Consider the following 17,374-nt stretch of genomic DNA (forward strand, 5'->3'; position numbering starts at 1 on the left):
CTATCCCTTTGACTAATTTCATGACGATGCTTTAGCCAGTAGTAAAACCCACTACGCGATACAGCAAGAACCTTGGCCATTCTCATTACGGAGAACTGCTCAAGGTGCACTTGCATGAACTCGAAGCTCGCTATTTTAGATGTTTCGCGAAGTAGGTGGCGGCTTTTTTTACTATTTCAAGCTCCTCCGCTTGCTCGGCGAGGAGGCGCTTTAGACGAGCGTTTTCGGCTGCAAGATCAGCCTCGCGTTCACTGGCGGAGTCCTTCTTTCCGTTCTTACGCCAGCCGTATATTTGGGAAGCATGTAGATTGAGTTGCCGTGCTGCCTCTGGAACCGATGTTCTTTCCGCAAGCTTAAGCGCCTGTTCCTTAAACTCTTCGGTGTGCTTGATACGTGTTTTAGTTTTTGTCATTGTTTACCTCGTTAAGTGATTTTACTCGCTTAACTCGGTGTCTAAAACTGCTGGTTCAGATCATTACTTTAGGTATTACGAAAAACAAACGCTTTTGTGGGACTTTATGGAACGTTACGGAATCGTAACTTGCTGATTTTAATAAGTTTTAGATAAGAAAAAAGACGTCCTAGGACGTCTTGATTCAAGAATATGGCGGTGAGGGAGGGATTCGAACCCTCGATACGTTGCCGTATACACACTTTCCAGGCGTGCTCCTTCAGCCACTCGGACACCTCACCACAAATTGTTGTTGAACGCTGTGCGTCACAACGCAGCGTACTATAGTGATCAGGGACGGTCTGGTCAACTAAATTCAATCAAATCAGCATTATTTGTGCTTTTATTCAGCAAATTACACCGCATTCAACAAATAACGGCAGACGACTACTGCTCAGGTTTAACCGGGCTGTTACAATATCAAAAATTATTCACCAGCATTATTCTGTGGCGATTCAAATCAGTGTGGTCTCGGTTGCACGCAAAGAAATGAATAGTGGCACGAATAAACGAATTGAGATTTAGTATGTCCTCACAACCTTCTTCACAACTGACAGTGTTACTTCAAGACCCGGACCTTGCAGACCAGCTATTATCTGAAGCGCAAACCCGAGGCTTTGTTACCGCAATGGCAGCAGCCCCTCACCTTCTTGACCCATCGGAGTGGCTTGCTTTTCTATGGGGCGGGGATGAAATATCGCCGTTTACCAGCCATGAAGATCTTGAAGCTTATGCTAACGCGATCATTAATATTTGGAATGAAAGCCGTGAAGCACTACTTTCAGGTAGCTGGCAGTGGCCAGAAACGTGCTCACTCGATGACAAAGAGCTGGTGTCTGAAGATACCCGTGATTTTGCAGAAGGCATGTTGCAAGGCTGGCAACTAACCCGTGATGACTGGGAAACCATTATGCCTGAAGACAGTGAAGATAATGCACTGCTAGGCGGCGTACTGTTGTCTATCAGCCTACTGTATGATCCGGAAAATGCCATGATGGTTCTGGCTGAAGAAGGTGCTGATGGGCTTGCTCAGTTTGAAGAAATCTTCAACTCAGTCCCTACGATGATATGTGGTCTGACTCTGCGTGCACAGGCTTTAGTAAAGTTGCACTAATAGAGTATTGACCGGCTATAGTACATAAAAATGGCGGCTCAAATGGCCGCCACTTCAAAAAAGATCCGGAAAGTACGCTTAAGCGTTACCTTTCACCTTCAATTGCAATTCAGCTGCAAAATCAAGCATGCGGTTTAACGGGATCAATGACTTCTCGCGCAGCGACTCATCAACAAAGACCTCGTGTTTCTCGCCACCTTCTCGCAGTCCCAGCTCAATGGCTTTCAGGCCGTTCATTGCCATCCACGGGCAGTGGGCACAACTACGGCATGTTGCCCCGGCACCCGCCGTTGGTGCTTCCATTAACTCTTTTCCCGGTACCATTTGTTGCATCTTAAAGAAGATGCCTTTATCAGTCGCAACGATTAACTGCTTATTGGGTAGCTCTTTAGCCGCTTTAATCAACTGGCTGGTAGAGCCAACGGCGTCAGCCAAAGCAACAACGCTTGCGGGTGATTCCGGGTGAACAAGAACGGCAGCGTCAGGATACAGGGCTTTCATATCACGTAAAGCTTTCGCTGAAAACTCGTCGTGCACCACACACTCGCCCTGCCACAGCAGCATCTCGGCACCAGTTTGCTTTTGGATGTAAGCCCCTAAATGGCGATCTGGCCCCCAGATGATTTTCTTACCTTCACTATCAAGGTGCTCGACAATTTCAAGTGCGATACTGGATGTTACCACCCAGTCAGCACGTGCTTTTACTGCGGCTGACGTATTGGCATACACCACAACGGTATGATCGGGGTGGGCATCACAAAACTCGGTAAATTTATCTGCCGGGCAACCTAAATCAAGCGAGCATTCGGCTTCCAGAGTCGGCATCAGTACCTGTTTTTCAGGCGTCAGAATTTTTGCTGATTCCCCCATAAAGCGAACACCGCATATAATCAACGTTTTCGCCGGATGTTGATTACCAAAACGGGCCATCTCCAGAGAATCGCCAACAAAACCGCCGGTTTCTTCTGCCAGGGCCTGAATTTCAGGATCGGTATAGTAGTGGGCAACCAAAACTGCATTTTTTTGCTTCAGCAGGCTTTTGATTTTCGCTTTGTATTCCAGCTTATCTGCATCTGACAGTTGCACTGGCTTAGGTGGAAACGGATAAATCATTTCAGAGGGATCGAATGTTAGGCTCATGGCTCACTTGCTCTATCAGCTGGTCCTTACTAATCCGGATATTATACACTGCTAAAGCGTGTTTTATCACCTTTGATGCAAAGCTTTGCGTTTATGGCTCTATCCTAACCTTTGTCGACAGGCATACAAAAAGACCAGCGAGGGCGCTGGCCTTTAACCATTAATTCCGGCGATCAATTACCAAGCTTCTTCAGGTGACTTTCAGCCTGACGCGAACTGGTTGAATCCGGATACGCAGAAATAACATCTTGATAGTATTTCTTCGCCTCTCCGGGCTTTTTGCTGCGTTCGGCAATCACACCCAATTTCAGCATCGCATCGGCGCGTTTATTAGAGTCTTTAACACTGGCAACCGCGATAAAGTTCTCACTCGCTTCCGATAACTGATTCTGGGTAAAGTACAGCTGACCCAACCAATAATGTGCATTCGGCTTATAAGCAGACTCAGGATAAGCGGTTAAAAATTCATTGAAAGCTGTCACAGCACCGACATAATCCTTTTCTTTCAGAATAAGATTTACGGCTTTTTCATACGCTTCGTTTTCACTCACGTTGCTGGTATAAGTTTCTGAAGATGCTGATTTAGCCCCCATATCTTCAGCCTCTTTTTTCTGAGGCTGTCGACTTAATGTATCAACTTCGCGGTATAGTTCGCGCTGACGTTCAAGCATCTGACTTAAATCATAGCTATTGCGTTCAACCAAACCACGGAGCTCATCCATTTCAGATGCAATCTGATCCAGCTGGCGCTGCATATCAAGCTGTACCTGATTACGGGATTCAAGCATCCGCTCCAAGCGCTCAAGACTGCTGCCTTGAGCACCATTACTGTTGAGTTCAGTAACCGGAGCAGGTGCGGCGACCACCTGGGTCGCCGCACCAACCAGCAACGCTAATGCAATATTTCGCATAATGTTACTGTTCATAATGTTTACCTGTGATTAGTAAACAAGAACCGCACGACGGTTCTTCGCATAGTCAACGTCAGTATGGCCAAGAACTAGAGGCTTTTCTTCACCATAGCTAACGATTGAGATTTGGCTAGCAGATACACCCAGTGCTTGCAGGTATTTTGCAACAGCGGTTGCACGGCGTTCACCCAGTGCAATGTTGTACTCTGGCGTACCACGCTCATCGGCATGACCTTCAACGATAACTTTCATCTCTGGGTTGCCGCTCAGGTATTCTGCGTGAGCTTCTAGCATTACCTGGAAATCAGCCTGAATTTCGGCATTATCAAACTTAAAGTAAACAGTTTGCTCTTGACGAAGCTCCTGGCTACGTAGTTCTTGCTCAGACAGTGCAGCTGAACCACCGTCAACCGGTGTTGTCACTACAGTTTGCTCTGCACTTGTACCTGTTGTAGATGTTTCGGAAGCAGCTGAACTATCAGTGCTTTCAGTTGAGCTACATGCTGCAAGAGTCATCATTGGCAGCGCAATTGCCAGTCCCTTTAAAATTTTATTCAGTTGCATTTTATTTTTCCTTTCTTATCACTATTTACGGTGAGTGTTATTGGAACGGCCCCCAGGAGGGAGCTCGTACACGCCCGTTCGTCGCAGGTAATCGTGCTTTAAAACGGCCATCAATCGACACTAACGACAACTCATTAGATTTATTATTTACTGAGCTGTAGATAACCATGCCGCCATTAGGAGCTATGCTTGGCGACTCATCCAAAAATGTTTTTGTTAAAATTTGAAGAGCACCGGTTTTCAAGTCTTGTTTGGCAATGTTGTACCCAGAATCTGATCTGTGCACCATCACCAGATATCGACCATCGGGCGTCAATTGACCCCCAAGGTTTTGACTTCCCTGCCAAGTCAGGCGCTTAGTCAGACCATCAGCTAAATTTACTCGATATATCTGAGGTTTACCACCTCTGTCTGAAGTAAAGATCAAAGACTGACTATCTGGGTTCCAGAAAGCTTCGGTATTATTTGCCCGGCCACGGGTAACCTGAGTCAGTTTTTTTGTGGCCAGATCTTTTACGTAAATCTGCAGGCTGCCACTTTTCGATAACACCATCGCCAGTTTCTTTCCATCCGGTGAGAAACGCGGGGCACCATTATGACGCGGGAAAGAGGTGATCATTTCACGGGTACCTTTATAGATATCCATAATAAAAATCTGTGCTTGTTTGTTCTCGAAACTGACGTAAGCTAATTTACTGCCATCAGGTGACCAGGCCGGTGACATCAAGGGCTGTTGCGATTTCAGTACCAGTCGCTCATTAAAGCCATCATAGTCGGCAACACGCAGCTGATACGGGTACTTCGCCTTATCGTCAATAACAACGTAAGCAATGCGGGTTAAAAAGGCCCCGCGTTCGCTGGTTAATTTCTCGTATACCACATCGGAAATACGGTGGGCATATTGACGAAGACGGCTTTCCTTCACGGTGGCACGGTTATTTACTAGCAGGTGATCTTTGGTCAGAACCAGTTCGCCATTGCTCAAACCACGGCTGTCACCACTGGTTAACTGGCCGCGAACCAGATCAACCAATTGATAATGAATGACATAATTACCATCCGCATTCAGGCTGATCTTGCCCGTCACTAAAGCATCCACGCCCAGTGATATCCAGGCTGTGTAGTCAACTTGCTCTTCGCTGTATGGCGTTTGCGGCATTTTACTGGTCGCAATCGGACTGAATTTACCGCTTCGACGTAAATCTGAAGCAATGACCGATGAGATATCGGTGGGCAGTTTGCCTTCCCCTTCCCATTGAAACGGCACCACGCCTATCGGGCGGGCTGAGTCAATGCCTTCGGTAATGACCAGTTCAAGTTCAGCTTGTGCGATTTGGCTAAAACTCAAAAGAGCAATACACAAGCCCATAATCCAACGTTTCATCAACAGCTCCTTAATCATTGTGGGCTTACAGTCAGTCTGATACTGCGAAGTTTCTCGATAACCAGAGGATCATCAGGCATCGGGAACTGGCTCACTTTCACCACCGCCGCTTTCGCGGCTCGGCACAAACTTTTATCTCCGCCCGCTTCCGATGCATCAAGTAATAAACCATTAGCAGACAAGCGCATAGTCAAAATGCACTCTTTACCCAAAAAGCCCTGGTCTACCAGCAAATTTTGCTGGATCATCTGAGTGTAGATGATGCCATAACGGTCAGCTTCATCAGTTACAAACTGGCCTCGCGCCCCGCCACGTTGCTCGGTTTCCGCTTCTAAGCCAGAAAACATGTCGTTCAGCGCGGCTTCTTGCTGGCGCTGTAACTCTTTCGCTTCGGCGGCCTTTCGCTGAGCTTCCTTCGCTGCAGCTTCAGCTTTACGGGTTTCTTCTTCCGCTTTTTTCTTTGCTGCAACTTTCGCCTTGCGATCTTCTTCTGCTTTACGTGCAGCTTCTTCTGCCTTGCGCTGCTCTTTTACCTTTTCCTGGCGCGCTAATTCGGCTTTACGGGTTTCTTCTTCCGCCTTACGTGTCGCTTCTTGTTTTGCTTTGCGCTCAGCATCAGCTTTTGCTGCCTGCTGCTTGGCAACACGTGTCGCTTCGTCCGCCTTACGTTTCTCTTCTGCCGCTTGCTTTTTCTCTTGCTCTTTGACCGCAGCAACACGCTTGCGATCGGCTTCCGCTTTACGGGTTTCTTTTTCCGCTTGCAGCTTATCGGCTTTCAGTTCCCGCAGACGTTGCTCTTCTGCTTTACGCTGCTTCTCTAGTGAGTCCGCTTGCTGCTCAAGCCGTTTTAGCCGATCTTGTTCTGCTTGCTTTGCGGCATTACGTTGTTGTCGGATCTTCTGGGCCTGCTGGTTCACCAGCGCAGGATCGACAACCACGGCTTTAATTGTATTGCCGTGTATTTTCGGTTTATCCATAGTGAAATCCGTTCCCCATAACAGCGCAGCGAACAGTAACGCATGTAGACATAACGAAATGATGACGGCCACACTGTAATTATTCTTTTTCATCCAGCCGCCTGCCTATTGCTCTAAGGGTTCGGTCATCAAGCCAACAGATCCAACCCCGGCCTGATTCAGGGCATCGAGTGTTTCAATAATAAAGGAATATGACACTCGCCCATCTCCCCCCACCATCACTGCCGACTTAGGATTTATTTGCAACTCGGCCTTAACTCGGGTCAATAGATCTCTTTGTGCCAAACCGCGGATCATCTCGCCATTATCGACACTCAACCCCAGATTGCCATCTTGATCAACCTCAACAATAATAGGGGCACCATCACTGTTTTCAGCCAGTTCAGCGGCTGTTTTGGCTGTCTGTGTTGACGGGAGTTCGACATCCACCCCCTGAGTGACAAAAGGCGCGGTGACCATAAAGATGATCAACAGTACCAGCATTACATCAATGTAAGGAACGACATTGATTTCAGCCGTCATTTTTCGCTTCTTAGGCTGATAATTCATGGTTTATTACTCCTGACCGGCGGCAAATGCCTGACGGTGAAGAATACTTGAAAATTCTTCCATAAAGGTTGCGTAGGTGTGTTCCAGCTTAGAAACCTGATTGGTAAGCTTGTTATAAAACATAACCGCCGGGATCGCGGCAAACAGACCCATCGCAGTCGCCACAAGCGCTTCGGCAATACCCGGCGCGACCATGGCCAATGTGGCTTGCTTCACCGCACCTAAGGCGATAAAGGCGTGCATGATCCCCCAGACAGTACCAAACAGGCCTATATAGGGGCTGATTGAACCGACGGTAGCAAGGAAAGGAAGGCTGGTTTCCAGCTCATCGACTTCACGAGACAATGAAACGCGCATTGCCCGGCCCGTACCTTCCATCACGGCTTCCGGTACCTTGCCATTGCTGCGGTGCAGACGGGCAAACTCTTTGAAACCCGAGTAAAAAATCTGTTCAGTTCCCATCAGGTTGTCTTTACGCGCCTGAACTTCCTGATAAAGCTGTGAGAGATCAACGCCCGACCAGAAACGATCCTCAAAACGCTCAGCCTTGTTGGCAGCATGAGACAGTATCTGGGACCGTTTGATAATCATCGCCCAGGAAGCCACTGACATACCAAGTAGTATCAGCATAACGATCTTAACCAGCAGGCTGGCCTGCAAGAAAAGATCTAGAATCGAAAGTTCAGCATTCACTTAGATATCTCCGACTTAATATTTTCTGGAATAGCGATAGGTTTCATTGTCACAGGATTGATACAGGCTACCCTAACCGTAGCTTTACACAAGATTTGACCATCATTGTTAACTAAATCCTGACAAAATTCGATGGAAGCTTTGCGCACGGTGTCAGCTTTAGTACGTATGACAAGTTTTTCATCTAATCGTGCACCTCTGAGAAAATCAATGTCCATATGACGTACAACAAAGCTGGTATTGTCATCAAACATGCTTTGCTGGCTAACGCCAATACTGCGTAATAATTCAGTGCGGGCACGTTCGAAAAACTTGAGGTAATTGGAGTGGTATACCAGCCCTCCCAAATCGGTATCTTCGTAGTAAATGGTTACGGGCCATTTAAATACGTTTTTTTCTGTCATTTTCATTCCACAATAATGCCATTGAGTAAATAGCTGAATCCATGGACTAGCGGTATTTACTACGCTGTTTTTACTGACTACGATTTAAGTCGCTTACTATACCTAACTTAATGAGCTTTATGAAATTAAGAGAAAATAACTTGACCTCTATCAGGTAACATAATGTCAATTCTCAAGTTCAAATTCACATCAATCTTACCTCCATCCCCATTACACTTGGCGATTATGAATAAAAAAACAGCCTACTGCAAAACGCAATAGGCTGTTTAATCTGTAACGAGTTGTGACAATGTTTAAAACACGCGCAACTGTAAGATGTAAATGAGTACCGGCACTGCGAGGTATGGCGTAAAAATGATCTGCCAGTACCAGCGGCGTGGAATAAAGCCCACCCCGAAAATCAGTGCTGCGCAGGTCGCCCAAATCAATGCTATTGATATAATCGGGCCAAAACCGCCTATCGCCAGAGCAAAATCCGAAGGATCCCACATCACCAGGCCTGCCGACATTAATGCCAACAGCAAAGACAATGCGCGTAGCAGCGCATTATCCAGTGGTTGATGCAGTCTCTTTACCCAGAGGCTCAGGTTACTCACCCTTGTTATCCATATCTTCGGTTGTTTCAAGCCATAGGGCATTGATGATACCGAACGAGCAGGCTAGCAGAACACCTAAAATCCAAGCGAAATACCACATAGTCTGTCTCCTTAGTAAAGTGAACTCTTGTTTTCTTCGATAAACTTGTTATCAAGACGGCCAAACATTTTGTAGTAACACCATATGGTGTAACTAAGGATGATAGGTACCATAACAAACGCTACGCCTGTCATAATGTTCAGCGTAAGCTCACTTGACGTTGAATCCCACATAGTCAGGCTATGACTCGGAACCAGGCTTGATGGCACAACAAACGGGAATAGTGCAAAACCAAACGTCAGGATAATACCCGCCATGGTCAGGCTGGATGTCAGGAACGCAAAGCCAGCACGATTAGCGCGAGACGCCACCACGGTTAGCAATGGCATAACCACAGCAATTAATGGTGCAAGCCATAGCAGCGGATACGCATCAAAGTTTGCAAATAATGCACCAGATTCACGCATAACTTCTTTTGCTAATGGGTTCGACGGCCCATCAGTGATGATCTCAGAAGTAATAACGAAACCTTCAATGCTCTGTGCCCAAAAACCGGCGATCGCAAAACAGACTGCCGTCGCCAGCGCAGTGATTGGTGCAACGTTGCGCGCTCGAACATGTAGCTCGTCGGTCGTTTTCATCTGCAAGTATGTTGCCCCCTGAGTGACAATCATCATTAGGCTGACAATGCCGCAAAGCAGTGCAAACGGATTCAACAGCCCCAAGAAAGACCCTTTGTAAGTCGGGATCAACAGATCACTTAGCTCAAAAGGAACACCCTGAAGCAAGTTACCGAAAGCCACACCAAAGATCACTGGCGGTACAAAGCTGCCCACAAAGATCGCTTTATCCCATGTATTGCGCCATTTTGGTGATTCAATCTTCGAACGGTAATCAAAACCTAGCGGGCGTAACCAAAGTGCCGCCAGCGTCAGTACCATTGCAAAGTAGAAACCAGAGAATGCCGTCGCATACACCAAAGGCCATGCGGCAAACAGTGCCCCACCGGCGGTGATTAACCAAACCTGGTTACCGTCCCAGTGTGGAGCAATCGAGTTAATCATAACCCGGCGTTCTGTATCGGTTTTACCGATCACGTTAGTTAGAATACCAACGCCCATATCAAAACCATCTGTCACAGCAAAACCGATGCAAAGCACACCAATTAGCACCCACCAGATGAATCGCAATACTTCATATTCAAACATTGCTTACTCTCCCTAACTACGCTTCAACCTGACGCGATACCACATTCTGCGGAGCATCATTTTGTTCAAAGTGATAACGACCTGTTTTCAGGCTGCTTGGACCAAGACGAGTGAACTTAATCATCAGGTACATTTCAGCAATCAGGAAGACAGTGTATAGCGCTATCATCGCAACGATTGTTGTGATAATCGCTGATGGTTCTAAATTAGATACCGCCATTGACACTGGCAGGATCTCACCGACAGCCCATGGCTGGCGACCATACTCAGCAACGAACCAACCCGCTTCAACAGCGATCCATGGTAATGGAAGACCATACAGCGCAGCGCGTAGAATCCACTTCTTCTGCGTGATCTTATGACGACAGGTCTGAATGAACGCAGCACCAATAATACCGAGCATCAGGAAACCGGAAGCAACCATAATCCGGAAGCTCCAGAACAGCGGCCACACTGTCGGGATAGAGTCATCTGCGGCTTTAGCGATATCTTCTTCGGTTGCATCAACCACGTTATCGGCATACGGCTTAAGCAGGAAGCCATAACCAAGATCGTGTTTCACATCATCAAATGCTGCAATATTTTCCGGTGAGCGTTCGCCATTTCGCAGTTTATCTAACAAACCGTAAGCAACCATACCATTACGGATACGTACTTCATGCTCTGCTTTCAGATCGCGCAACCCTGTAACTTCGGTATCAATAGAGCGCGTCGCAATAATACCCATCAGATAAGGGATCTTAATCGCATAATCTGTTTCCATGGTTTCCTGATTAGGCAGGCCAAACAGGGTGAAAGCCGCTGGTGCTTCTTCGGTGTGCCATTCAGCTTCAATCGCAGCCAGCTTGCTTTTCTGTACATCACCCAGCTCATAGCCGGATTCATCACCCAGAATAATAACCGATACAATCGAGGCCATACCAAAAGAGGCGGCAATCGCAAATGAACGACGGGCAAAAGGAATATCCCGGCCTTTAAGCAGGTAGTAAGAGCTGATACCAAGAACGAACATTGCCCCCGTAACGTAACCCGATGCAACCGTATGGACGAATTTCACCTGAGCAACCGGATTCAGAATAACCTCAGCAAAGCTCACCATTTCCATACGCATGGTTTCAAAGTTAAATTCGGCACCCACTGGGTTTTGCATCCAGCCGTTAGCAACCAGGATCCACAGTGCGGAGAAGTTAGAAGCAATTGCCACCAGCCATGTTACGGCAAGGTGTTGGCGCTTAGACAGACGGTCCCAGCCAAAGAAGAAAAGACCGACTAGAGTAGATTCGAGGAAGAACGCCATTAAGGCTTCGATTGCCAGCGGAGCACCAAAGATGTCGCCAACATAGTGGGAGTAGTATGCCCAGTTTGTACCAAACTGGAACTCCATGGTCAGGCCAGTACTTACACCCAACGCAAAGTTAATACCAAAAAGTTTACCCCAGAACTTGGTCATGTCCTTGTAGATTTGCTTTCCAGTCATTACATAGACTGATTCCATGATGGCAAGCAGGAACGCCATCCCCAGAGTCAGTGGTACGAACAAAAAGTGATACATCGCAGTTAATGCGAACTGTAACCGCGATAGTTCGACGATATCAGTGAACATTGAGAACTCCTTTTTTCGTCAGGCTGACTGACGACAGTACGACACAGTGTACCGATTATTGGGCTTAGCAAAAAAAACGTAGCCTATATCACTTTAATTGATGCAAAACTGCAATTTGGGCCAACTCCCTGATGGTCACCTGATAAATCAAGGCCCCATCCGGTGTTGCAGTTCTGTGCCAAATTAGTTGATTTATTGTTAAGCTACAGCTAATAAAGTCATTGCTAATATTACTTATATTAGCCGCCCACAGCAAAGGATTTATCGCACAATTTGCTTTGATGGAGATCAATAAACCCTGTTCATATTTTAATCAGTGTCATTTTGGTTGATATAAATCAAATTTCAAAAAACAGCTTAAGCGGATTTATAATTCGGAAAATGACCGTTATTTTCCCCAAAAAAAATCACCTGATAAACTGTCATACCGCTCTGTTTTTATTCTTCACACCTTTGTCATTAACCACTATTTAAATAATGATAAAATCATAACCACTCATAAAAACCGCAACAATAATAAAAATAAACACTTTAAAACATAGACTTATTGAAAAAATGAAAGTAAGTCTAATTACTTTTTGTAATGCAATGATGCGAAAACATCGCATTACTCCGTCAGGGAAATACCTGCCATCAGCATCAGAAGCCGATTGTTCAGCCCAGACAGCAGCAGTGTATTTTTAGGCAGGTTGTAAACGGTTTCCCCCGCATGGCCTGAAGAGATTGAGGACGTCGTTATTGCCGGTATTTTCGAAAAAATCTTCACTCTGTAGCAACCGGAACGGTTGAGTTGTGCAAACGTGCCTGCTAAAAAGTACGTCTATTTGTGAGATTCGAACCAATTTAAACGAGGATTATTTGGAAAATAACGCTGATGTTTCGCTTATCCATCGCCTGATTTGTCATTATTTTGTAAACAACAGCGACGATAAGTGGCACCTTAGCAAGAAATAACCGGCACAAATAAAAAAACGAGGCCAGCTGGCTTCGTTTTTTTTACATTTAGGTTACCTGCACAGCCATCAACATCGCTGAGCGGTATTAGCGCGCTTCGGGTATATCTAAACCAAAGTGTAAATACGCACGGTGGGTAGCAATCCGTCCCCTCGGGGTGCGCTGCAGGTAGCCCTGCTGGATCAAGTACGGCTCAAGCACATCTTCGATAGTATCTTTCTCTTCGCCGATTGCCGCAGCCAGGTTATCCAGCCCTACCGGCCCACCCATAAATTTATCAATGATGGCCAGTAACAACTTACGGTCCATATAATCAAAGCCACTGCTATCGACGTCCAACATATCTAATGCTTTCGCCGCGGTATCCGGACAGATATGGCCATTGCCTTTGACTTCGGCATAATCACGCACTCGGCGCAGTAAACGGTTAGCGATACGTGGCGTGCCACGGGCACGCTTAGCCATTTCCATCGCCCCCTCTTCTTGCATTGAGAGCCCCAGACAATTTGCACTTCGCTTCACAATGTCTTTTAAATCTTCGACTTTGTAATATTCAAGACGCTGTGTAATACCAAAACGATCGCGCAGCGGTGACGTCAGCGAACCGGCCCGCGTGGTTGCACCAATTAATGTAAAAGGCGGTAAGTCAATCTTGATAGATCGCGCAGCCGGCCCTTCACCAATCATGATATCCAGCTGATAGTCTTCCATGGCCGGATACAATATCTCTTCTACCTGAGGGCTGAGACGATGGATCTCATCAATAAATAACACATCATTAGGTTCAAGGTTCGTCAGCAATGCCGCTAAATCACCGGCTTTTTCTAACACCGGACCCGAAGTGGTACGAATACTCACCCCCATTTCGTTGGCTACAATATTCGCCAACGTTGTTTTACCAAGGCCTGGAGGACCAAAAATCAATAAATGATCGAGTGCTTCTTCACGGAGCTGGGCTGCTTTGATGAAGATTTCCATCTGGCTACGTACATGATCCTGCCCCTGATAATCATCAAGTAACTTAGGACGAATCGCGCGATCAATAACCTCATCGTCACGGCTTTCGAATGTATTTGATATTAATCGATCTGCTTCAATCATAATGAACTATGCCTGTTTCGCCTTACACCATTGAACGCAGTGCTTCGCGGATGATGTTTTCGCTACTCATGTCAGGTTTCACTACTTGTGATACCACTTTTGACGCTTGTTGTGGTTTATAACCCAGTGCAACCAATGCACTGACGGCTTCATCTTCGGCGCGAACAGAAGCAGGACCCTCAACAGATGCCTTCGATGCCGCAGCATCCGAAGCCGGTGTAAAGAGATCCCCTTCTCCCCACCCTTTCAGGCGATCCTTCATTTCAACCACCAGACGCTCGGCGGTTTTCTTTCCGACGCCAGGGATTTTGACTAAGGTACTTATGTCTTCATTCTCGACACTCAGCACAAACTGACTGGCAGTCATTGCAGACAAGATGGCCAGGCCCAGTTTAGGTCCGACACCATTGGCTTTAATCACTTCGCGAAACAGCTCTCGCTCGCTCTTTTTATTAAAGCCATACAACAGCTGAGCATCTTCCCGGACAATAAAGTGAGTACAGAGAATGGCTTCCTGGCCCACTTCCGGCAGTTCATAAAAACAAATCATCGGCATTTGAACTTCATAGCCGATACCGCCGACCTCGATGGTTACTTCAGGCGGTTGTTTTTCTAAAATCGTTCCACGTAGTCGGCCAATCACGGCAAAATCTCTGTCTGAATTGAAATGGGCTCTAGGATAGTAAAGTGCTGGATGGATATCCAGCACTTTATCTCTGTCGTATTTAGGAAAGGAGGGGAGTTAGACAGTGTAAGCTGATGCTCACTTAGCCGCGATCTGAACAGATACCACCGCATTCAGCCCATCGGCTAATGCTTTAAGGGCTTCTACTTGCAGTGCTAGTTGTGCCCCCTGGGCCGCAACTGACTCTGATACCTGATTGGTTTCCACCACGCCATTAGCCACTTCGGTACTTGCCGCATTCAGCTCTTTCAGTGCATGAACCTGATGGCTCATGATATCTGCCAGCTGATTCACATCCGTCGAGATACTGCCGACTTGCTCAATAATTCCCGTCAGTTCTTGCGCCGTTGCCTGAATAACTTTCTGGCCGTGATCCACTTCTTTACTGCTTTTCTCTAGCAACGCACGAATTTCAACCGCCGAATCATTACTTTTTGCCGACAGCTCGCGTACCTGATCGGCGACAACGGCAAATCCTCTACCCTGTTCGCCTGCTCTGGCCGCTTCAATGGCGGCGTTTAACGCCAGTAGATTGGTTTGTTCTGCAACCGAAGTGATTAAGTCTGCCACTAACACAATTTCGTTATTACTGCTCAGAATACGTGCGATGGCGTTGGTCGACGCATCTAACGACTCGGAACTCTTCTGTGCTTGCTGACCAATCATCTGACTACGGCTTTTCAGTTCAGTGACAAAGCGATCTGACTCATCAATATCTGACGTCATCTGAATCAACTGCTGGTTCATCTGCTCTGCAGCACTGGCCTGAGAGTCACAGTTAACATTTAAATGATTCACTTGCTGGTGCAATTCACCCGATTGCTGTTCAAGCTGGTTAGCGACCTCTGATAGCTGGCAAGCATTACCGCTGGCCTGATGTAGCACGACGGATAACTGCTGCTCGCCTTGCTGTGCCTTCTCTGCGGTTATCTGGCTTTGCTGTTGCGCCAGCTCTGAAGCAACAATCGCCGAGTGACGCTGTTTCATCGTGTAAGCCTGTGCAACGCCGATAACCACCAGAGGCATAATCATTCCCGACCAGGTTTCTACAACCAACGCTGAATCTGACAAGACTAAATCAGGGAAAACCTGACCAGCTAGAAATGCGTTCACCATCCAGGCTGCGGCCGCAATCACCAATGAGCTCCAAATCGTCGCCAGCAACGGTTTTGCGGTAAGAAAAAAAGCAATAATCAGCAATGGAATCCAAAAAGCCTGAGTAGAAGTAACAATACCGCCCGTTTGATAAACGATATTCAGAGCATGAGTGACCATACCCAGGAAGCCAATATTAAGGGCTAAACCCGGGGTCCGAAAAATACGTAACACTACCCCGGCAAGCACTTCACAACCAATCAGGATTAATGACGTCAGCACGAACAGTGAATGATCATGCTGATACCATTTGATCAGACTATACAAGCCGACAAAAAATGACAGCAAAGTGAAAAATAATAATGTATCAACATGACGGGCTTGCTCTCCCTGCCATGACTCAGAAGAAGGCAAAAATAATTTTCGCCAGAATGCTAATGGGGTCATCATTTTCTATCTCTTAATACCAATCACGTCAGTCAACTTATATGACCTCCGACCAATATATGCTAGTTAGTGATATTTCTATAAAACAAAAAGCAGCCAGGGGCTGCTTTTATGATCGGGTTAGCATATTGTAAAAACCATTTCATCAATACACATTATAATGATGATCTTCATGACCTTATCTGTAACGCCCCCGACGAGCACTGCTGGCATGGCCCGCCATAGCAATAAGCGTCTTATGAGTATGGGCATGACAAATTGCGACCGCTAAGGCATCAGCAGCATCGGCTTGGGGCTTTCCCGGTAATTTCAATACTGAGCATACCATATGCTGTACCTGTGCTTTATCGGCCCCACCCGTACCAACCACGGCTTGTTTAATCAAGCGGGCGGCATATTCACTGACCGGAAGATCACCATTCACGGCAGCAACAATAGCACTGCCGCGGGCTTGGCCAAGTTTGAGGGCTGAACTGGCGTTTTTACCCATAAAAACTTCTTCAATCGCAAATGCATCAGGTTGGAATTGGGTGATAACTTCAGAGACGCCTGCATAAATTTGCTTTAACCGACCGGGAATATCTTCAGCCGAGGTACGGATACACCCGCTGCCAAGGTATTCGAGGTGTCGCCCGACTTGGCGGATCACACCATAACCGGTGATTCGAGAACCGGGATCAATTCCTAAGATGACTGTCATTCAGTTATAGCTGCTCTGCCACTTCATCGGTAATATCACCGTTGTGATAAACTTCCTGAACATCATCCAGATCTTCAAGGGCATCGATCAGACGCAACAACTTAGGCGCTGTCGTGATATCCAGTTCGGCTTTTGTCGAAGGAACCAGCGTCACCTCTGCATTTACCGCTTCAAAACCTGCCGCATCCAACGCATCTTTTACCGTACCGAAGTCTGACGGGGTGGTGTAAACGTCGATTGAACCATCATCGTTTGTTTCAACATCATCAGCACCGCCTTCCAGCGCCGCTTCCATGATTGCATCTTCATCGATACCCGGAGCATACGAAATCACACCTTTCTTATCGAACAGGTAGTTAACGCTTCCATCGGTCCCCAGATTACCACCCGATTTACTGAATGCGTGACGTACCCCTGAAACCGTACGGTTACGGTTATCCGTCATACATTCAACCATTACCGCAGTACCTGCCGGGCCGTAGCCTTCATAGATAACCGTTTCCAGGTCATCTTCACCTTCACCGCCGGCACCACGCTTAACCGCGCGGTTGATGGTGTCACGTGTCATATTGTTTGATAGTGCTTTATCAACAGCCGCACGTAAACGTGGATTATTTTCAGCTTCCGGGCCACCTTCTTTGGTTGCCACTACGATTTCACGGATTAGTTTTGTGAAGATTTTGCCACGTTTAGAATCTTGTGCAGCTTTACGGTGTTTGATGTTGGCAAATTTACTATGACCAGCCATGAATACTCCG

18 protein-coding genes, 1 tRNA gene and 1 pseudogene are annotated in these 17,374 nt (G+C 46.8%); 1 reads left to right on the top strand and 19 read right to left on the bottom strand.

Annotated features, from left to right (window positions below; translation table 11 throughout):
• Together AC2204_RS20195 and AC2204_RS20200 are read right to left on the bottom strand one after the other, a co-directional pair.
• Window positions 1–412, bottom strand: a pseudogene (locus tag AC2204_RS20195) (transposase); the annotation flags it as partial.
• A 193-nt stretch (window positions 413–605) separates the two neighbouring features.
• Window positions 606–693: transfer RNA gene (locus AC2204_RS20200), tRNA-Ser, on the bottom strand.
• 284 nt (window positions 694–977) lie between these two features.
• On the opposite strand from AC2204_RS20200, the gene AC2204_RS20205 reads away from it, so the two are divergent.
• Window positions 978–1,565: a UPF0149 family protein gene (locus AC2204_RS20205; RefSeq protein ID WP_318927694.1), complete on the top strand. Its 588-nt coding sequence runs from the start codon at window positions 978–980 to the stop codon at window positions 1,563–1,565.
• Window positions 1,566–1,643: 78 nt separating this feature from the next.
• On the opposite strand, the gene nadA is transcribed toward AC2204_RS20205, so the two are convergent.
• The 17 genes from nadA to AC2204_RS20290 form a co-directional block, all read right to left on the bottom strand.
• Window positions 1,644–2,705, bottom strand: coding sequence for a quinolinate synthase NadA (gene nadA, locus AC2204_RS20210; protein ID WP_318927695.1), 1,062 nt, complete (start codon window positions 2,703–2,705; stop codon window positions 1,644–1,646).
• Window positions 2,706–2,878: 173 nt separating this feature from the next.
• Window positions 2,879–3,631, bottom strand: a complete 753-nt coding sequence (ybgF, locus tag AC2204_RS20215; protein WP_318927696.1) for a tol-pal system protein YbgF — start codon at window positions 3,629–3,631, stop codon at window positions 2,879–2,881.
• Window positions 3,632–3,646: 15 nt separating this feature from the next.
• Window positions 3,647–4,180 (bottom strand): peptidoglycan-associated lipoprotein Pal, encoded by a 534-nt coding sequence (pal, locus tag AC2204_RS20220; protein WP_318927697.1) that lies wholly within the window; start codon window positions 4,178–4,180, stop codon window positions 3,647–3,649.
• A 37-nt stretch (window positions 4,181–4,217) separates the two neighbouring features.
• Window positions 4,218–5,567 (bottom strand): Tol-Pal system beta propeller repeat protein TolB, encoded by a 1,350-nt coding sequence (gene tolB, locus AC2204_RS20225; protein ID WP_318927698.1) that lies wholly within the window; start codon window positions 5,565–5,567, stop codon window positions 4,218–4,220.
• 11 nt (window positions 5,568–5,578) lie between these two features.
• Window positions 5,579–6,634 (bottom strand): cell envelope integrity protein TolA, encoded by a 1,056-nt coding sequence (tolA, locus tag AC2204_RS20230; protein ID WP_318927699.1) that lies wholly within the window; start codon window positions 6,632–6,634, stop codon window positions 5,579–5,581.
• Window positions 6,635–6,646: 12 nt separating this feature from the next.
• Window positions 6,647–7,090, bottom strand: coding sequence for a protein TolR (gene tolR / locus AC2204_RS20235; protein ID WP_318927700.1), 444 nt, complete (start codon window positions 7,088–7,090; stop codon window positions 6,647–6,649).
• Between the two features lie 6 nt (window positions 7,091–7,096).
• A complete protein-coding gene (tolQ, locus tag AC2204_RS20240; protein WP_318927701.1) occupies window positions 7,097–7,783 on the bottom strand; it encodes a protein TolQ in 687 nt (228 codons plus the stop codon).
• Window positions 7,780–8,187, bottom strand: coding sequence for a tol-pal system-associated acyl-CoA thioesterase (gene ybgC, locus AC2204_RS20245; protein WP_318927702.1), 408 nt, complete (start codon window positions 8,185–8,187; stop codon window positions 7,780–7,782). Before ybgC ends, tolQ begins: the two co-directional genes overlap by 4 nt.
• 293 nt (window positions 8,188–8,480) lie before the next feature.
• The gene (ybgE, locus tag AC2204_RS20250) at window positions 8,481–8,783 is read right to left on the bottom strand and encodes a cyd operon protein YbgE (RefSeq protein WP_318927703.1); all 303 of its coding nucleotides are present in this window, start codon (window positions 8,781–8,783) and stop codon (window positions 8,481–8,483) included.
• The gene (gene cydX / locus AC2204_RS20255; RefSeq protein WP_006233074.1) at window positions 8,776–8,883 is read right to left on the bottom strand and encodes a cytochrome bd-I oxidase subunit CydX; all 108 of its coding nucleotides are present in this window, start codon (window positions 8,881–8,883) and stop codon (window positions 8,776–8,778) included. Before cydX ends, ybgE begins: the two co-directional genes overlap by 8 nt.
• Before the next feature lie 11 nt (window positions 8,884–8,894).
• Window positions 8,895–10,031, bottom strand: coding sequence for a cytochrome d ubiquinol oxidase subunit II (gene cydB, locus AC2204_RS20260; protein ID WP_318927704.1), 1,137 nt, complete (start codon window positions 10,029–10,031; stop codon window positions 8,895–8,897).
• Window positions 10,032–10,047: 16 nt separating this feature from the next.
• Window positions 10,048–11,634: a cytochrome ubiquinol oxidase subunit I gene (gene cydA / locus AC2204_RS20265; RefSeq protein ID WP_318927705.1), complete on the bottom strand. Its 1,587-nt coding sequence runs from the start codon at window positions 11,632–11,634 to the stop codon at window positions 10,048–10,050.
• A 1,041-nt stretch (window positions 11,635–12,675) separates the two neighbouring features.
• Window positions 12,676–13,689, bottom strand: coding sequence for a Holliday junction branch migration DNA helicase RuvB (ruvB, locus tag AC2204_RS20270; RefSeq protein ID WP_318927706.1), 1,014 nt, complete (start codon window positions 13,687–13,689; stop codon window positions 12,676–12,678).
• A 22-nt stretch (window positions 13,690–13,711) separates the two neighbouring features.
• Window positions 13,712–14,332 carry a Holliday junction branch migration protein RuvA gene (gene ruvA, locus AC2204_RS20275; RefSeq protein ID WP_318927719.1) on the bottom strand — a complete coding sequence of 207 codons (621 nt, stop codon included), beginning with the start codon at window positions 14,330–14,332 and terminating at the stop codon, window positions 13,712–13,714.
• A gap of 120 nt (window positions 14,333–14,452) precedes the next feature.
• Window positions 14,453–15,916, bottom strand: a complete 1,464-nt coding sequence (locus AC2204_RS20280; RefSeq protein WP_318927720.1) for a methyl-accepting chemotaxis protein — start codon at window positions 15,914–15,916, stop codon at window positions 14,453–14,455.
• Between the two features lie 178 nt (window positions 15,917–16,094).
• Window positions 16,095–16,616, bottom strand: a complete 522-nt coding sequence (ruvC, locus tag AC2204_RS20285; RefSeq protein ID WP_318927707.1) for a crossover junction endodeoxyribonuclease RuvC — start codon at window positions 16,614–16,616, stop codon at window positions 16,095–16,097.
• Between the two features lie 4 nt (window positions 16,617–16,620).
• Window positions 16,621–17,364, bottom strand: coding sequence for a YebC/PmpR family DNA-binding transcriptional regulator (locus AC2204_RS20290; protein ID WP_318927708.1), 744 nt, complete (start codon window positions 17,362–17,364; stop codon window positions 16,621–16,623).
• Between the last annotated feature and the right edge of the window lie 10 nt (window positions 17,365–17,374).

The organism is Photobacterium sp., assembly GCF_057456235.1.